Genomic DNA, 19,424 nt, shown 5'->3' on the forward strand with positions numbered 1-19,424 from the left:
TCCTATTTTATATATTATAATTAGTGTTTCTAAAAAATAATACATCCTTATCTATAAGATTAAGCGGTACTTCTAAACTTAACTTAAATGAAAATAAAAATTTTATTCTTTATAAAAAGAATTGATGATTATTTTATTTATATAAGAATAGTTTATAAATCAAAAACTTATATTCATAATAAAACAGATGATAATTAATTCGATATAGATACTATTCTCTATATCATATAATAACGAATCTAGGATGAATATATAGTAATTTATTATTTTTTGGATTAAAGAAATGTCTGTAATTCAGGTAGCATTACCTATTCCTTATTCTAGTAATTTTGATTATTTGTTACCTATTCATATTAAGTATGTGGTTGTTGGTGGACGAGTACGTGTTCCTTTTGGCAATCGAAAAGAAATTGGCATAGTAGTCTCTATTAAAAATAGTAGCATTTATCCATATCATAAACTAAAAAAAATAGATCAAGTACTAGACATTAAATCATTATATCATCCTAATCTATGGCTTCTTTTGAACTGGATTTCTAACTATTACCATCTTTCATTAGGCCAAATTTTATTTTATTCTTTACCAATATTGCTACGTAAAGGAGAGTTACTAGAATCCCATCCCCTATACCACTGGGTTATTACTTCTAAAGGACGTAAACAGTTTTTTGATGATATTAATCATAATACCAAAACATATGAAATTCTTACTAAATTATATTACAAACCATTATATAATGATGATACAAATAACAATAAGATTACTAATGACATCCTTCAATCACTAGCTTCCAAAGATCTATGTAAATTAGAAAAAATTATTCATGTAAAACAAGATTGGCATAAAAATTATTCTATAAATAATGTATACTTACATATGAATATAGAACAAAGAATTGCTATCTCAACTATTTGTAAATCACATAATAACTTTATTGTTTGGTTATTTATGTGGACTATAAACTATGATAAAACTGCAATCTATCTTTGTATGATAGAAAACATTATGTCTAAGGGGAAACAAATACTTATCTTAGTTCCACAAATTAACTTAATATTAAAGATGATTAGATTATGTCAAGCAAGGTTTAAAGTTCCAATTGATATTTTTCATTCTAAATTAAATAATAAAAAACGATTGAATGCATGGAAAAGATCTAGGTCTGGCGAAACAGCTATCATTATAGGAACTAATTCAGTTATTTTTACTCCTTTACATCAACTTGGACTCATCATTCTTGATGACGAACACCATGTAGCATATCAAAATAAAAAAGGTGGACGTTATAACATTCGTGATATTGCTATATTACGCGCAAAACAAGAGAACATACCTATTATTATGGGCTCTACCACACCGTCACTAAAGACATTACATAATGTCGATTTAGGAAAATATCATGAAATAAATTTAAGGCAATCTCAATATGATACTAATTCCGTGATACGAACGTTAGTGAATATAAAAAATCTCTATCTAAAAAATGGTTTATCACCGTTGCTAATAGAAAGAATGAGATTACATCTTAATAAAAATAACCAAATTCTATTGTTTTTAAATCGTCGTGGTTTTTCACCGATTCTATTATGTCATGAATGCAACTTGATTATTCAATGTGAGATATGTCATCAGAGTTACACATTACATAAAAACATAGACCAACTACAATGCCATTCTTGTCAAAGAAGTATCCCAATACCATATAAATGTTTTAATTGTGGATCTAAAGCTCTTATATCAATTGGTATAGGAACAGAACAACTAGAACTGAATTTAAAAGTATTATTTCCTAATATTTCTATAACACGTATCGACACTGATACAATACCGTTAACTGGTAAACTAGAAGAAAAATTAAAAAATACTGATAGTAGTAAAGCGCATATTTTAGTTGGTACACAAATGATTATACAAGAATGTTTTTTCTCGAATGTAACATTAGTAATTTTACTAGAAGTAGATAATATCTTATTTTCTACTGATTTCCGATCTGTAGAATATTTTGCTCAACTTTATCATCAGATTGTTAGGATGTTAAAAAATAATAGCAAAAAGGGAGAAATTATATTTCAAACTTGTTATCCAGAACACCCTACTTTTCAAACTTTATTAAATAAAGACTATATTTTTTTTGCGAAAACAACTCTTGCAGAACGTAAAAATCTTTTACTTCCACCATATATCCATCAAGTCATTTTGAATGTAGAAGACAAAGATAACAAAAGTGCATATTATTATCTTGTAAAGATATATAAACTTCTTAAGCTACATCCAATATATAATTCATCGTTACAAATCATTGGCCCTACACCGTTACTATCTGTTCATCGATCTAATCAATATAAATGGCAACTAGCTCTCTATCATCCATCTTTATCAACACTTCATCAGATCACGAAATTAAGTTTAATATCTATTAAAAATTTATTGATGTTAAAAAAGATTAAATTAACATTAGAAATCAATTAATTTTAATGCTAATTTAGTAATAGAGTTATTTTTATAAAAAGATCTAAAAGACAATATAATTTTACCTAAAAGAATTCAATGTTTGTAAAAATCATTTTTATTGCAAATATGATTCAAATCTAGATTCAAATCTAATGGTAACTATTTTTACGAAAAATCTTACATAAAGTAACCTTGATTAGAAATAATCATTTTTAATTAAAATAGTAAAACAAGTTATATATCACTATTATAGTTAATAAAATTATGCATAAATATTCAATATATTAAAACTTTCTAAGTTATATATACGATATATATTACTTTCACATTATGCATATATTGTTAGTTAACTTCGATGTTAGAAAAAATATTCTCATCATGTATACGATTGTTTAATATAGATTAATGAATATTAATAATAATACTCTTAATGCCTTGTAAATCCGGTTGACATGAGATCTTTAATATTTTGAAACATTTTATCCATACCTCCTTTCTTTATTTTATTCATCATTTGTTGCATATCATTTAACTGCTTAAGCAATCGATTAACATCTTGTACTGTCATACCGGAACCAGAAGCAATACGTCTTTTACGAGAGCCTTTAATTATGTTAGGATATTGACGTTCTTTATATGTCATTGATTGAATCATCGCTTCCATGCGACTTATAGAGATATCGTTTAAATGTGATTGAATATAAGTTGGTATTTCTTCTATTACTGGTAGCTTACTAAGCAAACCAGATACGCCACCTATATTTTTAAATTGTTTTAATTGGTTAAGAAAATCATTAAAATCTAGATTATTATTTTTTAAAGTTTTTTTCGCTAATTTTTCAGCTTCAACTTTATCTACTTTATTTTCAATATCTTCGATTAAAGATAATATGTCACCCATTCCTAATATTCGTGAAGCAATGCGATCAGGATAAAAAGGTTCTAATTCTTCAATCTTTTCTCCAACACCTATAAATTTAATAGGTTTACCAGTGATATAACGAATTGATAATGCAGCTCCACCACGGGAATCTCCATCTAATTTTGTTAGAATTACACCAGTTAATGGTAATGATTCATTAAATGATCGAGCAATATTAGCGGCATCTTGTCCCATCATAGCATCAACTACTAGTAATGTTTCTACTGGCATAATAGTTGTATGTAATGTTTTAATCTCTTTCATTTTTACATCATCAATATGCAAACAACCCGCAGTATCTACTATAAGAACATCATAAAATTGTAGTTTGGCTTGATGAGCCGCAGATTTTACAATATCAATAGGATTTTGGCTTGAATGAGATGAAAAAAAATCTACTCCAATTTGTTTAGATAAAGTCTCTAATTGTTGAATAGCAGCCGGACGATAGATGTCAGAAGAAGCTATAAGTACTTTTTTTTTGTACTTATCATGTAGAAATTTACTAATTTTACCAACACTTGTAGTTTTGCCAGCACCTTGTTGACCTACTAAGATAATGACTGCTGGAGGTTGAACTTTTAAGTTAAGGTGTTCATTTTTTTCACCCATTAGAAGTGTGAGCTCTTGCTTCATTAGTTTAATAAATTCTTGTCCCGGAGTAAGACTTTTATTTACTATCTGATTAATAGCACGTTCTTTTACATGCCTAATACATAAACGAACCACTGGTAGTGAAACATCTGCTTCTAATAATGATTTTCGCACTTCACGCAAAGTATCTTTAATATTGTCTTCAGTTAATCTACTACAACCCCTAATTTTTCTTAAGGCTTGTGATAAGCTCTTGGTTAAATTATTAAACATATTTTGTTTCTCAACATAATTAAATTATCTTAAAGGATATATAGTGTATTAAAAGAATTATATTTTAATATTTAATTAAAATGAAATAAGTAGATGTATATAATCTTCTTTAAAATCAGTGTATATAAGTTTTGCTAGATAGCATCATTCATATCTATTACATTTGAATTTATATGGTATGTTTATATGAATAAAGATTCAATCTTCATTGTTGAACTAAAATTGTTACAAAAAATAGTTGCTCATACATTCATGATGTATTGATAAAAAATCTTGACTATTGTAATCATAAGTATATATAGGCATAGATTTTTAGTGAAAAACATAATTTAAATAAAAAATATTATAATAAATTGAATTATTTTGGCAAATAATTACAGATAGTCTATAGAAATCCTATTTATGATAGTAGTTTAAAATAAAGTTGTCAGCTCTATTCTTTTAGAATAGAAATAGAATTTTTTTTTGATGGCCCCTGCTGGACTTGAACCAGCGACCAAGCGATTATGAGTCGCCTGCTCTTACCGTCTGAGCTAAGGGGCCTTGCAAGTATTTGATATGAACAACTATCTAATAATTTTGATAATTAATATATATAGCGCTTTTCTCCAATTATACGTTATTATAATAACATAAATAACTGTCATTACTCTATGATTATCTTATATTTTCTTTAAATTGATAGTCTAAACAAAATTAATATAATTTAACTAGTAAATAATATGATTTCTCTTTATCTAGAATAATACAGAAGATGAATGGAATTCAAATATAATTTTATTAATTCAAAACTACATTATATAAAAAATTCTTAAATCATATTGAATTTAAGAAATAAAGCTCCATTATCTATATTTATAGATAATGATATGATCAATAAATCATGAATATCAAAAATTCAGTTATCTAATAAAAACTTGATTTGTCAATTTGTAAAATAGGATCAGTTTTATAATAAAAAGTAAAGATCCTATAGATAGCTATACTAAGATTCAGTAGATTAAGTAAAACCTATGTAATGTATATCATGATTAAATATCATAAAAATTGCTTTAATAATCTATCTAGCATGATAGGTTTTTCTATAAAATTAACACAGTAATTCTAATGAATGAATAAAATTCATTGCAAAATTTTATATACTCAATTATTATTGATTGAATATATAAAACTAAGATTAAAGATTTAATCTGTATTAAAAATTTTAAATTCTTATTTAGAGTTCATTAATGATTAATTAGTATTATTATATTTAATTATTTAATTAAAATTAAATGTTAATATTAAGATCAATTATGATAACTTCAACAAGTAATAGAATACCATAATAAATATCTAAATAATATTTATTTATTACAATAATTATCCTTTTTATAGGCTATTCATGCTTTTCATATATTTTATATTATTTCATGATAGATAATTTTACATTTTTATTATCTATAATTAATATACTTTTATTATTTTATTGAATTGAATAAGAATTCAAATCTGTTATTAGAGATAATACTATTTATTATGATACCTTAAATTTTAGTTATTGTTCATATTAAAAATAAATGAGTATAACAAATATATCGTTAAATATAATTTTTAATTATTTTAATAGAAAATATTATATCAAATATTTATCTTACTCGATGTATGAAATCAGTATTATATTTGAAATGATACAATCAGTTTTTATTTAGTACAGAAGTTTCCCACGCAATATGCCATGGTTCTTGATCTATTTCAGGCGCACCCTCTAAAGTGATAAAAATACCAGGAGCGGCAATAAGTACATCTCCATAAAAAATCAAAGGAGTACGCGTACGATTCCATGGTGGAATCTCATGTTCTTGCCATATCTTTTTTAAAGAACGGCTTCTAGAACGACCTATAATCTTGAATAATCCATATGCGCAAAAACGTACATTCACAATAGTATGTATAGTAGGATAACGTAATGCTATGCCATTTAAAGACTGAGTAAGCTGACCTAATCCATCAGGTAAGGATAAAGGCTTCCAAGGTGGTTCCCATAATAACTTAATGTTAATTAATGATTTTTTCAGTGACATAAAATATAGCCGAGAACGGAAACGTCTTATTTCTTTAATCCCAATTTTTAAAGATGGATTTGCATCTGGACGGGCAATAGCGACTTCTTTCCATATTCGTTTTAATGAATCATAAGATGGAAGCTCACCGTTGTATTGACGAGCAATCCAGCGACGTAATAATGCTGCACGACGAACCGAACTCATTGTTAATAATGGTATGTAATCTAATGAATTAGAGGAATCTATTAAAGAATTTAATGTATCTAATAAACATTCATCTAATAAACGTTCTTGCTCACCACATAATTTTGCACTACGTGAAACTGTACTAGAAAAATAAGGCCACCTTTTATTTAGTAATGGTATTATTTTTAAACGCAAAAAATTACGATCATAGCGGATATCTTGATTACTATCATCTTCAATCCAAATAAGACCATGATAATGTGCTAATTCTTCTAGTTTTTCCCGTGTATAAGTAAGGAGAGGTCGAAGGTGATAACTACCTCTTTGGTTCTTTGAAGGGAGCATTCCTGCTATACCCGCTGGCCCTCTTCCACGTTTTAATGCTAATAAAACTGTTTCACACTGGTCATCTTGATGATGACCAGTGAGTAGTACTTCTCCTGTTAATAGCATTTTATATAAAGCATTATAACGTACTTGACGTGCTGAAGATTCTATTCCTTGTCCCTTAGAATTTACTTGAACACTATGAACCACTAAAGGAACTTTCCAAGTTGTACATTGATTCTGGCAATGGATTATCCATTTTTTAGAATCATTATGTATGCCATGATCAATATAAGCTGCTCGAAGTCTCAAATCAGTATATTTTTTACGTAGCTGAACCAATTGATAAAGAAGAATACTGGAATCTAACCCACCACTATACGCTATTAATACAGAACGCTGATTTAAAAGAGCATGTTCTAAGTCAATAGTAGACAATATCATTTATTGTTCCAAACAATGCAGATAACTAAAAGCTATATTGCGCTATAGATAATTTAATTATACATTAAGTTTTATAGAATAATTAGATACGATTATTTTAATGTAGTTAATAATTTATCTAAGTAAGATATTTAGATGTAAATCTTGGTATTAATTCATAAAGTTTAAAAATTTCAGACAAATTTTTAAATCTATTAATTTTTAATATTATAATGTGTTAAAATAGAATACAATTCTATTGTAAAAAATCAAAATAAAGATTGATGTTTAATAACATTATCTATTTTATATTTCATTATCATGATAATTATATCATGTTATGATTTTTTTTAATGATTACTTTGTATTAGGTTAAAGGTTTGTTATTAAATTATTTAAAAATAACAATGTTTTACCATTAAAAAATCGTGCTTTATAAGTATTATATTAATATAAATTAGCATCCAATAAATGACATTTAATAAAATATATCATAGTTCATCACTGATGATGAAATATATTTTTATTAAAAATGAGTTATATTATTTAGATTAATAAGTATATTAAATTTAATTGATTAAATTCGTATTTAACAAAATTATTATAAACTATTTATATAATTAAAGCATTAGTTACCATATATATGACCAAAAGAACCACGAATAATACTAGAAAATAAAATCATAAATTATATTAAATAGTTTGTTGGTTATTAAAACATTCATTTAGATATCTTTGTAAGATAGGTAAATTGATGTAATTAAATTAGTTTTACTCTATGTTTATCTAGTTAATTAGATTTAAAATTGATCAATCAAATCATCTATTCAAAAATACTACAAAAGTCTTAATTACAGAGATTTAAGAAATTTAAAACTTAATTGTATATATCTAATTAATTGTTTATCTAAATAGACTAAATACTAATTATTGTTGTCTTTCACTCAATATAATTAAAGTATTATATAATTGAAATTATACGTGTATATTACATTTTTTATCTGATTCATTATTATTTAGTTTTTAAAAGATCAGTTGTTTAGAAATTTTGCATACAAAGTAAGACTGGGATTCCTGGACTATTCAACACAACTTATCGACTAGAACGTATATTATATGAGTCGTAATCATTTATTTAAATTATAGAAGTAAAGTGTGCAATCCAGGTTTCCTAGTGTTATTCTATAAGAATATTTAATCTTATCGATCTATTTAATCACTAAAGTTAGCTCGATTTCGCAATTCTTTTCCTGGTTTGAAATATGGTACAGATTTGCTTTTTAATTTTACTTTTTCTCCAGTTTTAGGATTGCGACCAATACGAGATGAACGATAGTGTAGAGAGAAGCTACCAAATCCTCGAATTTCGATACGTTCACCTTTAGACAACATACCTATCATCTGCTCTAATATCTTTTGTATTACATCCTCAATCATTTGTATCGAAATATGCGATTGCTGTGCAGCTAACTTTTCAATCAGTTCCGTCTTGGTCACACAATCCTCCGTTAAATTATTGATTAGAATAATTGTGATAATTCAACCTTCTATTTTAAAATAGAACTACGTAAACTAATATTATTCACTTTGTGCAGCTTTAAAAGCTGCAGCCATCACATTAGAAAAGTTACTCTCTTCTTTTTCTTTTTGAATAGGATTAATAAAATCTCGTTCATCTATTTTATCTTTAGAACGAGAAGATAAACTAACTATACGATTTTTACGATCTGCACCATTAAATTTAGCAGTAATATAGTCACCAACTTTTAATATAGGATCAGAATTTTCTGTATGATCTAATGTTGTTTCAGTAATACGAAGATACCCTTCTACACCATCATCTAATTTTATTGTAGCGCCTTTTGCATCTACAAGCATAACCGTTCCATTAACAAGAGTACCTTTCTTATTTAATAAAAGATAACTGTTAAATGGATCTTCTATTAACTGTTTAACACCTAAAGAGATACGCTCACGTTCCGCGTCAACTTGTAAAACTACAGTAGCAATATCATCACCTTTTCTATAATTACGTATAGATTCTTCATCTGTATTATTCCAAGAAATATCAGATAAATGAACTAGGCCATCGATACCACCTTCTAAACCTATAAAAATACCAAAATCTGTGATGGATTTAATTTTTCCTATAACTCGATCGCCTTTTTTATAACTTTCAGAAAATTTTTGCCAAGGGTTTGGCTGACATTGCTTGAGTCCTAAAGAGATACGTCGACGCTCTTCATCAATATCGAGTACCATTACTTCTACCGTATCAGATACGTTAACAATTTTAGATGGATGGATATTTTTATTAGTCCAGTCCATTTCTGAAATATGCACTAGACCTTCAACACCTTCTTCAATTTCCACAAAACATCCATAATCGGCTAAATTCGTTACCCGACCATTGAGTTTTGTTCCTTCTGGGTAACGTACTGCAATAGCTACCCATGGATCTTCTCCCATTTGCTTTAAACCTAATGAAACACGAGTGCGTTCACGATCAAACTTAAGAATTTTCACTAAAATTTCATCACCAACAACAACAACTTCACTAGGATGTTTCACACGTTTCCAGGCCATATCGGTGATATGAAGCAATCCGTCAACACCGCCTAAATCAACAAATGCACCATAATCAGTAAGATTTTTAACGATTCCTCGTATTTCTAACCCTTCTTGTAAATGTGTTAGAAGATGATCACGTTCTGCACTACTTTCTGATTCAATAACAGATCGACGCGATACTACAACATTATTTCTTTTTTGATCTAATTTTATAACTTTAAACTCTAGTTCTTTACCTTCTAAGTGTATTGTATCACGAACTGGACGAACATCCACTAAGGAACCTGGTAAGAACGCACGAATTCCAGCTAGTTCAACTGTAAACCCTCCTTTAACTTTACCATTAATTACACCAGTAACAGTTGCAGCTTCTTCATAAGCTTTTTCTAAAGCAATCCAAGCTTCGTAACGTTTAGCTTTTTCACGGGACAACAGGGTTTCCCCAAAACCGTCTTCTACTGCATCTAAAGCAACATCGACTTGATCACCAACTCGAATTTCTAATCTACCAGATGCATTCCTAAATTGTTCTGTAGAGATTGTAGATTCAGATTTTAGACCTGCATCAACTATAACAATATCTTTGTCAATAGATAACACTACACCACGCACGATAGAGCCAGGTCGGGTCTCAATTTTTTTTAGAGACTCTTCAAACAGTAAAGCAAAAGATTCAGTCATAATTGATAATCTTCAGGATTCTTAAATTTAACATCCCCTATCATCCTGACAGGTGGAATTTTGTGGCATGATCCATGGTGTCCATCACATAGAATGAGATACATTATTTAGTACTCTCTAATTTTTATAGATTCACTGAGTATTTCTGAGATTTACAGTAAAGAAAGTTTTTTGTATACATAATTAAGAGCAATTCCAAGTACTTGTTTCATTGGGATATTAGTTGAATCAATCCTTAGTGCATCAGGTGCAAGAAGAAGAGGAGAACTACTGCGTTGACGATCGCGCTCATCTCTCTCTTGAATCTGATCTATAAGGTTATTAAAATTAACACTAAAGCCATTTTTCTGCAACTGTAGCTTACGTCGGTTGACACGTTCGGATAGATTAGCATCTAAAAAAATTTTAATTAATGCATCAGGAAAAACTACTGACCCCATATCACGACCATCTGTAATTAATCCTGGTGGTAGACGAAATTTACGTTGAAATGATAGTAAAATTTCTCGTACACACGGTAATACAGCAATTTTCGATGCTATTATACTAATGTTTTGATTACGAATTTTAGTGGATACATCTTTACCTTCTAGTATAACCTGTACTTTTCCATTTTTAGAATAAAACAAAACTTGAAGTTGCATGGCAACTCTACAAATATCTTCTTCAACACTGAGATTAATTTGATTTTCTAATGTTAACAAAGCTAATACTCGATAAATTAGACCAGAATCAAGAAAATTCCATTTTAATATTTTGGTCATTTCTTGACATAATTGCCCTTTTCCTGCAGCACTAGGACCATCGATGGTTATGACAGGTACCGTATTGGTCACCCAGTGTTCTCCTTCATTAAAAAACTTAAATTAGTCTAATTGTATGTTGAAATTAGGATGAATATATGTAACTTTGATGATTAAATTATTCATTGTGATAGATTGTGTAGAATATGAATTCAACTTCAAAATGATATTTTGTATAAAGCAATATTTATCATAATATTTTAAATAAATAAATATAGTATTTTAAGACAGCACCACTATTTTATGATTAGTTTTATTATAGAAGCGTTTTATTTTTAAGATTATTAATTTTTTAAAAAAATAGAAAATGTAATTTTCATTATAATGATCTTATGTTTAGATGTATATTTAGTGATAATGATAAATAAATTTTTTACCAAGCAAGATCGATATCTATTCAAAATGATTACAAATAGTCTATTGCTTCTATAAGCATTGCTTGCTAAGCGTTTCACTAAATTATCTGAATTCTTAATGACACCTAATTATCTCTTTTTTATAAACAATTATTTACAGATTATTTTCTACTTTTAATTAAGATATTATAATCAAGATTGATCACAAACATTAAGAAACTTTCTAATACAATTACAGAATTTTTAATATTTAATAAAGTTGATCATGATCAGATATCTTATATTCTATTTTTTCTTTACTTCATTACAAATGAACTAATATTTTTTAAATATTATTTTTTAAAGAATAAAAGACGTTTTGAGGAAAATAGATGACATATAATAAATAAAATGAAATTAGTATGATAGTTAATTATGTGATTATAGTAAGATTGATATCTTCTATATATAAAGAAAATGATTGTAATAATTTACATCATGATTCATGATATTCAGATATTTTATCGACCCAAAATATGTCTTGTTACCATATTCTGTAGAGTTACAAATAATTTTTAATTTCATATTTTGTCTAAATTAAAATTTTATATAGAGTGAGTTATTACATATGTTGAATTATATGTGTTATTATTCATTATTCTATGGTAATAGAATATCATAAAAATATAATTTTTAAAAATTTTAAAAATTTATTGTAATTACAAGTACCAGTAAATTACTACTATAGTATTTTATACAATAGATAAAATAAAATCAACTATATAGATTAATAATAAGATTGAAATAGAGTTTTAATAAACACAAAGTTATAATTTATTTTTATGACTAGATATTAAAGATTAAAATATGAATATCCATATCAAGATCACCTAAGTATGAAATATCTTGTTAAGGTGTATTGCCTTTATTTTAGATTAAAAGTATGTAACATATTATAAGCACAGGATCTACATAGATCTTTTCATTTCAATATTAATTTTATGATAAAGTCTATGAACTGTAATCAAGACCACAGGATGAAATAACCATATTTATAGTTAGTATTTCATAAAAAATATATAAATTAATTATCTATAATATTTTATAGAAATATAATTATATTAAGTTTTAGATGGTCTGTTAAAATAACAACATGTTAAATATGATTTCATATCATCTACAAGCTTGAATTTTATAAGAAATAGCATTATATATCCATAATATTTATATTCAAAATTTTACATAAAATCATCTGATTTTATCACTCTAAACACTAGCATAGCATTATAGAGAAATACATGAATACTCCTATAGTTTTATAACCCCGTGATGTATACAATCCAGCAGATAATGATTCGGAAAGAAAATAGTGTCTTCAATCTTTTATCTAAAAGTTGAAATGATTTGTTTGCATATGAGCGATTGGCTATAACTATAATATTATAATACAGATTACTATTATTAATGATGTGATACAAGAGATTTGTGTTAAATTGATTTATTTTTCTATTTTTTAAGTTTCCCCCTTTTTTAACTACTTAAAAACTAGATTAGTAAGATACTAAGAAAAAGTAGGAGAACTATTAAACATAGAATTGTTCTCTTCTAATACTTTATAATGAAAATTGATGGTAATTTATTCCGTGTTTAGTCTAGAAGATCTTCACGAACAACAACTACTGTTAGAGCAGTAATACCAATATTTTTTATGCAGTAGTATATAAAGATACCATACCTACTGAGGTTGAAAGGTTTTGATAAAAGAGTAAATGAGAGTTTAGCTACCAGTGTATACTGAGGAAGATTAGATATTTCGTGTATAGCGAAATAATCAATGGTTTTATTGGGACTAAAATAAATATAAGTAGATTTTTCGGATATTTTCTATCTGTTCATTACAAGGATGCCGAAGTATATTTATGTTAATATTTTTACATTGATTAATTAGGTTCATAATATTTTTGTATTTCTTTAATAGCGCTTTTGGATCAATAGCCTCATTAATGTAATCTGCTTTTACTACTTTGTTCTAATAAATGTAAAAAAAATTCTGAAAATTCCCTATGTGCTCCACTGGAATAAAATAAAAATTTTGTAATTGAGTAGAATCTTAAGTAAAGAGCGTAAAATACTTATAGCTTCTTCAGTCATGTGAACAAATGCTTGACTACGATGATTAATTTTCATCACAAATTGTCCTAAAACACGCCAATTGTCTAATTTCTTGCTTAACAGACTAAACACCGTCTTTAAGTAACATGGCCAGTCCAGAAATAAAATTAAAAATTAGATTCATGCTTGAACCATTGTTATACATTTTATAATCACTATTATTTTTGTCTATATTTATGAACATATTGTTATATTCATAGATTGTTATAAACAACAGGTTTTCAATGTAAATTTGAATGTGATGAAATGAAAAAATTAATTAAATTATAGTCTAAAACTCTAGAAATATCATGGTATTATTATTTTATAAATACATGATAATATCATGATCTGTATACAATATTAAAGTATTATAATAATGAGTTTTTTATTTATTTGAGTCTCTGTAGATAAGAAGAAAATAATAAAGATAAAGTAATTTTTCTTATGAGATTTATTATCAAATAATGCTTATAACATAATGGACATGTATTTACATTATCAATTTTATTAAGTAAGTAAGACGTAATTTACATATGAAATGACATTGTTATAACCTTAAAAAGATAGAATTTTATTTGAACTTAGTGGTAGTAATAGTGAATACTATAGTAATATTTATTGGCTTATATAAGTAAATTTCATGTATTGTCTCATGATCTATACTACTAATAAGCAAGATTAATTATTTACTACAAATATCACTGAAGAGATTATTTTAGTTTTTTGGATTACTACAATAGTCGATTACAATAGGTGAAATAATCTAACCATACTAAAATAGTAAAATTACAAGCATGCCTAATCTTCCTAAATTAAGTTTATATATTCATATTCCTTGGTGTATAAAAAAATGTCCATACTGTGATTTTAATTCATACTCTTTACAAGAAAGAGTACCTGAAGAAGATTATGTGCGTCATCTATTAAATGACTTATCAAATGATATCTCTTTAGTATCTGAAAGAAAGATAGAGAGTATTTTTATTGGTGGTGGAACACCCAGTTTATTTAGTAGTAAAAGTATTCAGTTGTTGCTTGATGGAGTACGTATTGGTCTTAATGTTTCTCCATTAGTAGAAATTACTATGGAAGTCAATCCTACTTCAATAGAAGTCAGTCGATTAAGTGGCTATAAAATATCTGGAGTTAATCGTATTTCCATTGGAGTTCAAAGTTTTAACCAAAAAAGCTTACGATACCTTCATCGTACTTATCATTCAAATGAAGCAATCAAAGCGATAGTATTAACAAGTGAGTTAGGTTTGAATAGTTTTAATATTGATTTAATGCATGGTTTACCAAATCAAAATAAAAAAGAAGCATTAAAAGATTTAAAAGTAGCAATTAACTTGAAGGCTCCTCATATTTCATGGTATCAGTTAACAATTGAAAAAAATACATTATATTCAATAATTTTGCCACCGTTACCAAGTGAAGATGATTTATGGGAGATTTTTCAACAAGGTAAGAAGTTGCTACTAACTTCTGGTTATGAACAATATGAAATTTCATCTTATGCTAGATCCGGGAGTTATTGTAAACATAATTTAAATTATTGGCGATTTGGTGATTATCTTGGTATTGGTTGTGGAGCGCATGGAAAAATTACTAAACTAGATGGTACAATTATTCGAACAGAAAAAACTAGACATCCTCATAAATTTATGTCTGGTTGTTATCTACATAAACTTTTAGAAGTATCTGATTCTGATAAGCCATTCGAGTTTTTTGTAAATAGATTAAGGTTATTCGAACCAATACCAAAAAGTGAATACAGAAATCATACTGGTTTGTTAGAAAACGGTATTCGAAGCTCACTTGAGATATGGATTAAGAGTGGTTATTTAATAGAAACAGATAATTTTTGGCAAGTTACTCAGAAAGGACGATTATTCTTAAATACTATGTTAGAAACATTGTTATTTTAAAAAAAAATAATTTTTTTAAAATAAAAAAATTTTCACTTTTACATATAAAACTTATTCCATTTAGTATCAAGAAAATTTATTCTATATTTTATATTTTAAATAAATCTATAAATAAATAACAGAAATGAATAGTTAACAATATTTTCCTTATCTAGTAATTTAAGTTATATATTATAATATATTTAATAGATTTTTAGCATAGATTAGTGATTTTTATTAAGTCCTCTAAATTCATAATTATTTAAATTAAAAGATAGTTAATGATAAGATCATGCATAAGAATAGGTTTTATATAAATAGCTTGTTTAACATCTTTTTAGATCATAAATCTATTTGAAAACAAATAGGATACTTATCTATATTTTTAATTAACCTATTAATATAATAATTTATAAATACATCTATTGTATAGCGAGATTGAGTTAACATAGCTCATGTTATCTATATAGGTAGTATCTATAATATTCAGTTATAATACTTCTACAATAGATTATTTATATAAATATTGCCATAAAGTAATCTGTCTAATAAAAAATAAATCAATTTAATCAATCTTTTAATAGTGATATCTGGTACTAAATTAAAAATGATGATAGATAGCTATTTATAGTATAAATATCAATTCTATTAAAAATTAAGATAATGTATTTTAATTTTCTCATAGCATTATTTTACCGATTAAATATACTGAACTATTGTTTGATGTAACACTCACCATTACAATCATTAATGTACTAATAAATAGAACAACTTATTTTTGTCATTTTTCTCTATATTAGATAACGTATAAACTGCGATAATAACTATATAGTATCATAGATTCATCTATTAGCACTCTTTAATTTAATAATTAAAGACAAGACAACTTCTAAAAATATTTCGAGCGATCTGTATGGCGATAGGGCTATACCCATCCGCTATTTCTGGTTCAGGAGGGTATGCGATGTTCGACGTACTAATGTATTTATTTGAAACTTATATTCATAATCAGGCAGAAATGCGAGTAGATCAAGATAAGTTAACTAATGATTTATCTGATGTAGGATTTCATCGTGAAGATATTTTTAATGCTTTGACCTGGTTAGAAAAATTAGTAGATTATCAGGATGGATTAATTTCCCCAATTTTTTTAACTACTGATCCACTGTCTATGCGTATTTACACTCAAGAAGAAAGCCAACGTTTAGATGTTAATTGCCGAGGATTCCTTTTATTTTTAGAGCAAATTCAGGTTTTAAATCTAAAAACACGTGAAATGATTATTGAGCGTATTATGGCTTTAGATACTCTTGATTTTAATTTAGATGATCTGAAATGGGTAGTTCTAATGGTGCTCTTTAATCTTCCTGGATATGAGAGTGCTTATCAAAAAATGGAAGAATTACTTTTTGATCATAATGATGAGATTACGCATTGAGTATAAAGTAAAAGTGTAATGGTAAGATCAAATGATGTTGAAAATGACTAAATTCTATTTATTATATCATATATTAAATTAAATGCTTTTACAGCATATAATTTATAATGTCATAATTTTATTAAAAATGGATATTTCCTTACATTTTTAATAAAATTATTTCTATTTTAATATTAAATATGAATGAAAATTGTTGTATTATGAATGAAAATAGAAATTATTTAATGTAATTTTTTTACAGATAGTTCTACAACTACTTATAGTAGTTGATATTTCTTATATTGTAAGGACATGATATATTTGAGAGGATATTATTAACGAAATAATTTTGAATAGAAACTTATAATTATAATTCAAGAGGTTAATGTATTCCAATATAAAATTAATTTTTTCATAGGCTCAAAAGATTACTTGATAGATTAGTTATATATATATCAGTAACATTGAATTATATTTCATAATATTTTTTGATTATAGATATATATCTTAATCATCTTAATATATAAATTTAAAATAAAATCTTTTTTAAATAAGATAAAATCAAAAATTTATTTTTTTGTTGCGAATTATCATATAATTTCATCTTATGAAGATATAATATATTTTTAGTAAAAGTATTATGTATTAATGTATCCATATTAATTAATCTAGTTTATAACTAGATTAATTAATATGGATACAATCATTAGATAAATATCAATATCCTTCATAATTTTTAAAATTTAATGGATTATAAATACTAATATTATTAGTAATAATGATGTATTTTGATATTGATGTATTAAGAACTAGTTTTAATAAACTATAACAGAAGATATTAAGCTGTAATATTTTTACATACTGAATTATTGATTATTTTATTTAGAACATATCAAATGATTCGTTAATTAGTAGTTAATATTTTATGGGGATTACATTTTTATTCAAAATTTATTTGTGGATACAAATGAATTTTATTTTTATTTATTTCATTAGATTTTAATCTTGGAGTATAGCACATATGAGTCCAATTATCTATTCATTAATGCAATGCGCAAAATACATATCTCAGTCAATGGTAGTTGCTTATCCTACTGAATCAGTGTTTGGATTAGGTTGTAATCCAAATAGTCAAATAGCAGTCACGCGCCTTCTTGCTTTAAAGAATAGATCCATTGAAAAAGGTTTAATTTTAGTATCTGCAAATTATCAACAACTTTTACCATGGATTGCTGATGAGGAATTATCTAATGATCAAAGATCTTCTATTTTTGTACCACGTCCTAGCCCAGTAACATGGGTCGTGCCATCTCGTCGTACAACTCCATTTTGGTTAACAGGAAGATTTACTACCATTGCAGTACGCATAAGTAGACATCCTACTGTAATTGCTTTGTGTAAGCTTTGCAACATGCCATTAGTATCAACAAGTGCCAATTTAACAGGATTACTTCCATGTCGTTTTGCATCTGAAGTAATAGAAAAAATTGGTAATCATATTCCAGTATTAATGGGTCAAACTAGTGGTTTTTATAATCCATCTGAAATACGTGATCTTATCACTGGAGAATTAATTCGTTCAGGATAAAAAATAAGAACATATTTTTTATGTTTAGATTTCCTTTATTTTAAATATCATCGAACAATAGATTATATTAATCGTATTTTAAAGTATAAACAGAAGATTATTTTGTAATAAATTAGATGATTATATTAAAATTTTCTTTTTTACAAGTAATTAATAATTATATTTTAAGGACTAAATTATTAATAGTGTATTGTACATTAAAATACTTATTCAATTATACTGAAATTTAGATTTTCTATTTAGATTTAGATACTGATTTACAATCGCATAATTTTAGGCTTTAGGTCTACTATAAAATATTTTTAAATAAATTTTTTAACTTAAATATATGTCATCAAATATCTTATTCAAATTTTGATATATTTCAACCTGTAATTAAATTTAAAAATTACTTTTATAAATAAAAATTGAATTATAATTTATTTATTACAGTACACTAGTGTGTCGATCTGTTTATTAGCACTCATTTTTTATTAAATTGTATTGTAATTTATTTAAAAGACATGTTCCAGTGTTTATTAAATACATCTTTTCTCTTAGTTAAGATTTCTTTAAATGTTTAGCGAGATACTGAAAGCGATTCTATTTTCTATATCAAATAGTCTAGATAGAAAATTCTATCATCACTGGATCTAAGCATCAAGTTAAATTTAAGAAGTTATCATATGTTTTACTCAATCACTGGATTCTATGTTAAATAGTATTCAAATAACTACAATTTTTGATATTACCTTATTATTAGTGAT

The 19,424-nt window shown here is 26.2% G+C and carries 10 protein-coding genes and 1 tRNA gene; 4 read left to right on the top strand and 7 right to left on the bottom strand.

The genetic code is table 11. The annotated features are described in order from the left end of the window. Positions 1–283 precede the first annotated feature (283 nt). Positions 284–2,470 carry a replication restart helicase PriA gene (gene priA, locus ERCIPICE3303_RS03195; protein ID WP_157991254.1) on the top strand — a complete coding sequence of 729 codons (2,187 nt, stop codon included), beginning with the start codon at positions 284–286 and terminating at the stop codon, positions 2,468–2,470. A 409-nt stretch (positions 2,471–2,879) separates the two neighbouring features. Here priA and ffh read toward each other — a convergent pair whose 3' ends face one another. The 7 genes from ffh to ERCIPICE3303_RS03345 all read right to left on the bottom strand — a co-directional run bounded on the left by ffh (position 2,880) and on the right by ERCIPICE3303_RS03345 (position 13,802). Then, on the bottom strand, positions 2,880–4,241 hold the full coding sequence (gene ffh, locus ERCIPICE3303_RS03200; RefSeq protein ID WP_157991255.1) for a signal recognition particle protein: 1,362 nt from the start codon (positions 4,239–4,241) through the stop codon (positions 2,880–2,882). Between the two features lie 469 nt (positions 4,242–4,710). Continuing rightward, positions 4,711–4,784 (bottom strand) — tRNA-Ile (locus ERCIPICE3303_RS03205). Positions 4,785–5,917: 1,133 nt separating this feature from the next. Further along, positions 5,918–7,237 (bottom strand): tRNA lysidine(34) synthetase TilS, encoded by a 1,320-nt coding sequence (tilS, locus tag ERCIPICE3303_RS03210; RefSeq protein WP_157991324.1) that lies wholly within the window; start codon positions 7,235–7,237, stop codon positions 5,918–5,920. A 1,197-nt stretch (positions 7,238–8,434) separates the two neighbouring features. After that, on the bottom strand, positions 8,435–8,719 hold the full coding sequence (ihfB, locus tag ERCIPICE3303_RS03215; protein ID WP_157991256.1) for an integration host factor subunit beta: 285 nt from the start codon (positions 8,717–8,719) through the stop codon (positions 8,435–8,437). 81 nt (positions 8,720–8,800) lie between these two features. Then, a complete protein-coding gene (rpsA, locus tag ERCIPICE3303_RS03220; protein ID WP_157991257.1) occupies positions 8,801–10,474 on the bottom strand; it encodes a 30S ribosomal protein S1 in 1,674 nt (557 codons plus the stop codon). A gap of 152 nt (positions 10,475–10,626) precedes the next feature. Beyond that, the gene (cmk, locus tag ERCIPICE3303_RS03225) at positions 10,627–11,310 is read right to left on the bottom strand and encodes a (d)CMP kinase (RefSeq protein ID WP_157991258.1); all 684 of its coding nucleotides are present in this window, start codon (positions 11,308–11,310) and stop codon (positions 10,627–10,629) included. Positions 11,311–13,673: 2,363 nt separating this feature from the next. After that, positions 13,674–13,802 (bottom strand): hypothetical protein, encoded by a 129-nt coding sequence (locus ERCIPICE3303_RS03345; protein ID WP_269775623.1) that lies wholly within the window; start codon positions 13,800–13,802, stop codon positions 13,674–13,676. Between the two features lie 758 nt (positions 13,803–14,560). Between ERCIPICE3303_RS03345 and hemW the strand changes: the two genes are divergently transcribed. The 3 genes from hemW (at position 14,561) to tsaC (ending at position 18,678) form a co-directional block, all read left to right on the top strand. Further along, the gene (gene hemW / locus ERCIPICE3303_RS03230; protein ID WP_157991259.1) at positions 14,561–15,694 is read left to right on the top strand and encodes a radical SAM family heme chaperone HemW; all 1,134 of its coding nucleotides are present in this window, start codon (positions 14,561–14,563) and stop codon (positions 15,692–15,694) included. Positions 15,695–16,637: 943 nt separating this feature from the next. Then, on the top strand, positions 16,638–17,111 hold the full coding sequence (locus tag ERCIPICE3303_RS03235) for a DUF494 family protein (protein ID WP_157991325.1): 474 nt from the start codon (positions 16,638–16,640) through the stop codon (positions 17,109–17,111). Between the two features lie 1,000 nt (positions 17,112–18,111). After that, positions 18,112–18,678: an L-threonylcarbamoyladenylate synthase type 1 TsaC gene (gene tsaC / locus ERCIPICE3303_RS03240; RefSeq protein ID WP_157991260.1), complete on the top strand. Its 567-nt coding sequence runs from the start codon at positions 18,112–18,114 to the stop codon at positions 18,676–18,678. Positions 18,679–19,424 lie beyond the last annotated feature (746 nt).

The sequence above is a fragment of the Candidatus Erwinia haradaeae genome, assembly GCF_900699015.1.
GTDB lineage: Bacteria > Pseudomonadota > Gammaproteobacteria > Enterobacterales > Enterobacteriaceae > Erwinia_E > Erwinia_E haradaeae_E.

What these genes read in the sequence shown, in the direction of transcription:
- rpsA (WP_157991257.1), bottom strand. Translation starts at nt 10,474, where the DNA reads ATGACTGAATCTTTTGCTTTACTGTTTGAAGAGTCTCTAAAAAAAATT.
- ERCIPICE3303_RS03235 (WP_157991325.1), top strand. Translation starts at nt 16,638, where the DNA reads ATGTTCGACGTACTAATGTATTTATTTGAAACTTATATTCATAATCAG.
- ffh (WP_157991255.1), bottom strand. Translation starts at nt 4,241, where the DNA reads ATGTTTAATAATTTAACCAAGAGCTTATCACAAGCCTTAAGAAAAATT.
- priA (WP_157991254.1), top strand. Translation starts at nt 284, where the DNA reads ATGTCTGTAATTCAGGTAGCATTACCTATTCCTTATTCTAGTAATTTT.
- tsaC (WP_157991260.1), top strand. Translation starts at nt 18,112, where the DNA reads ATGAGTCCAATTATCTATTCATTAATGCAATGCGCAAAATACATATCT.
- hemW (WP_157991259.1), top strand. Translation starts at nt 14,561, where the DNA reads ATGCCTAATCTTCCTAAATTAAGTTTATATATTCATATTCCTTGGTGT.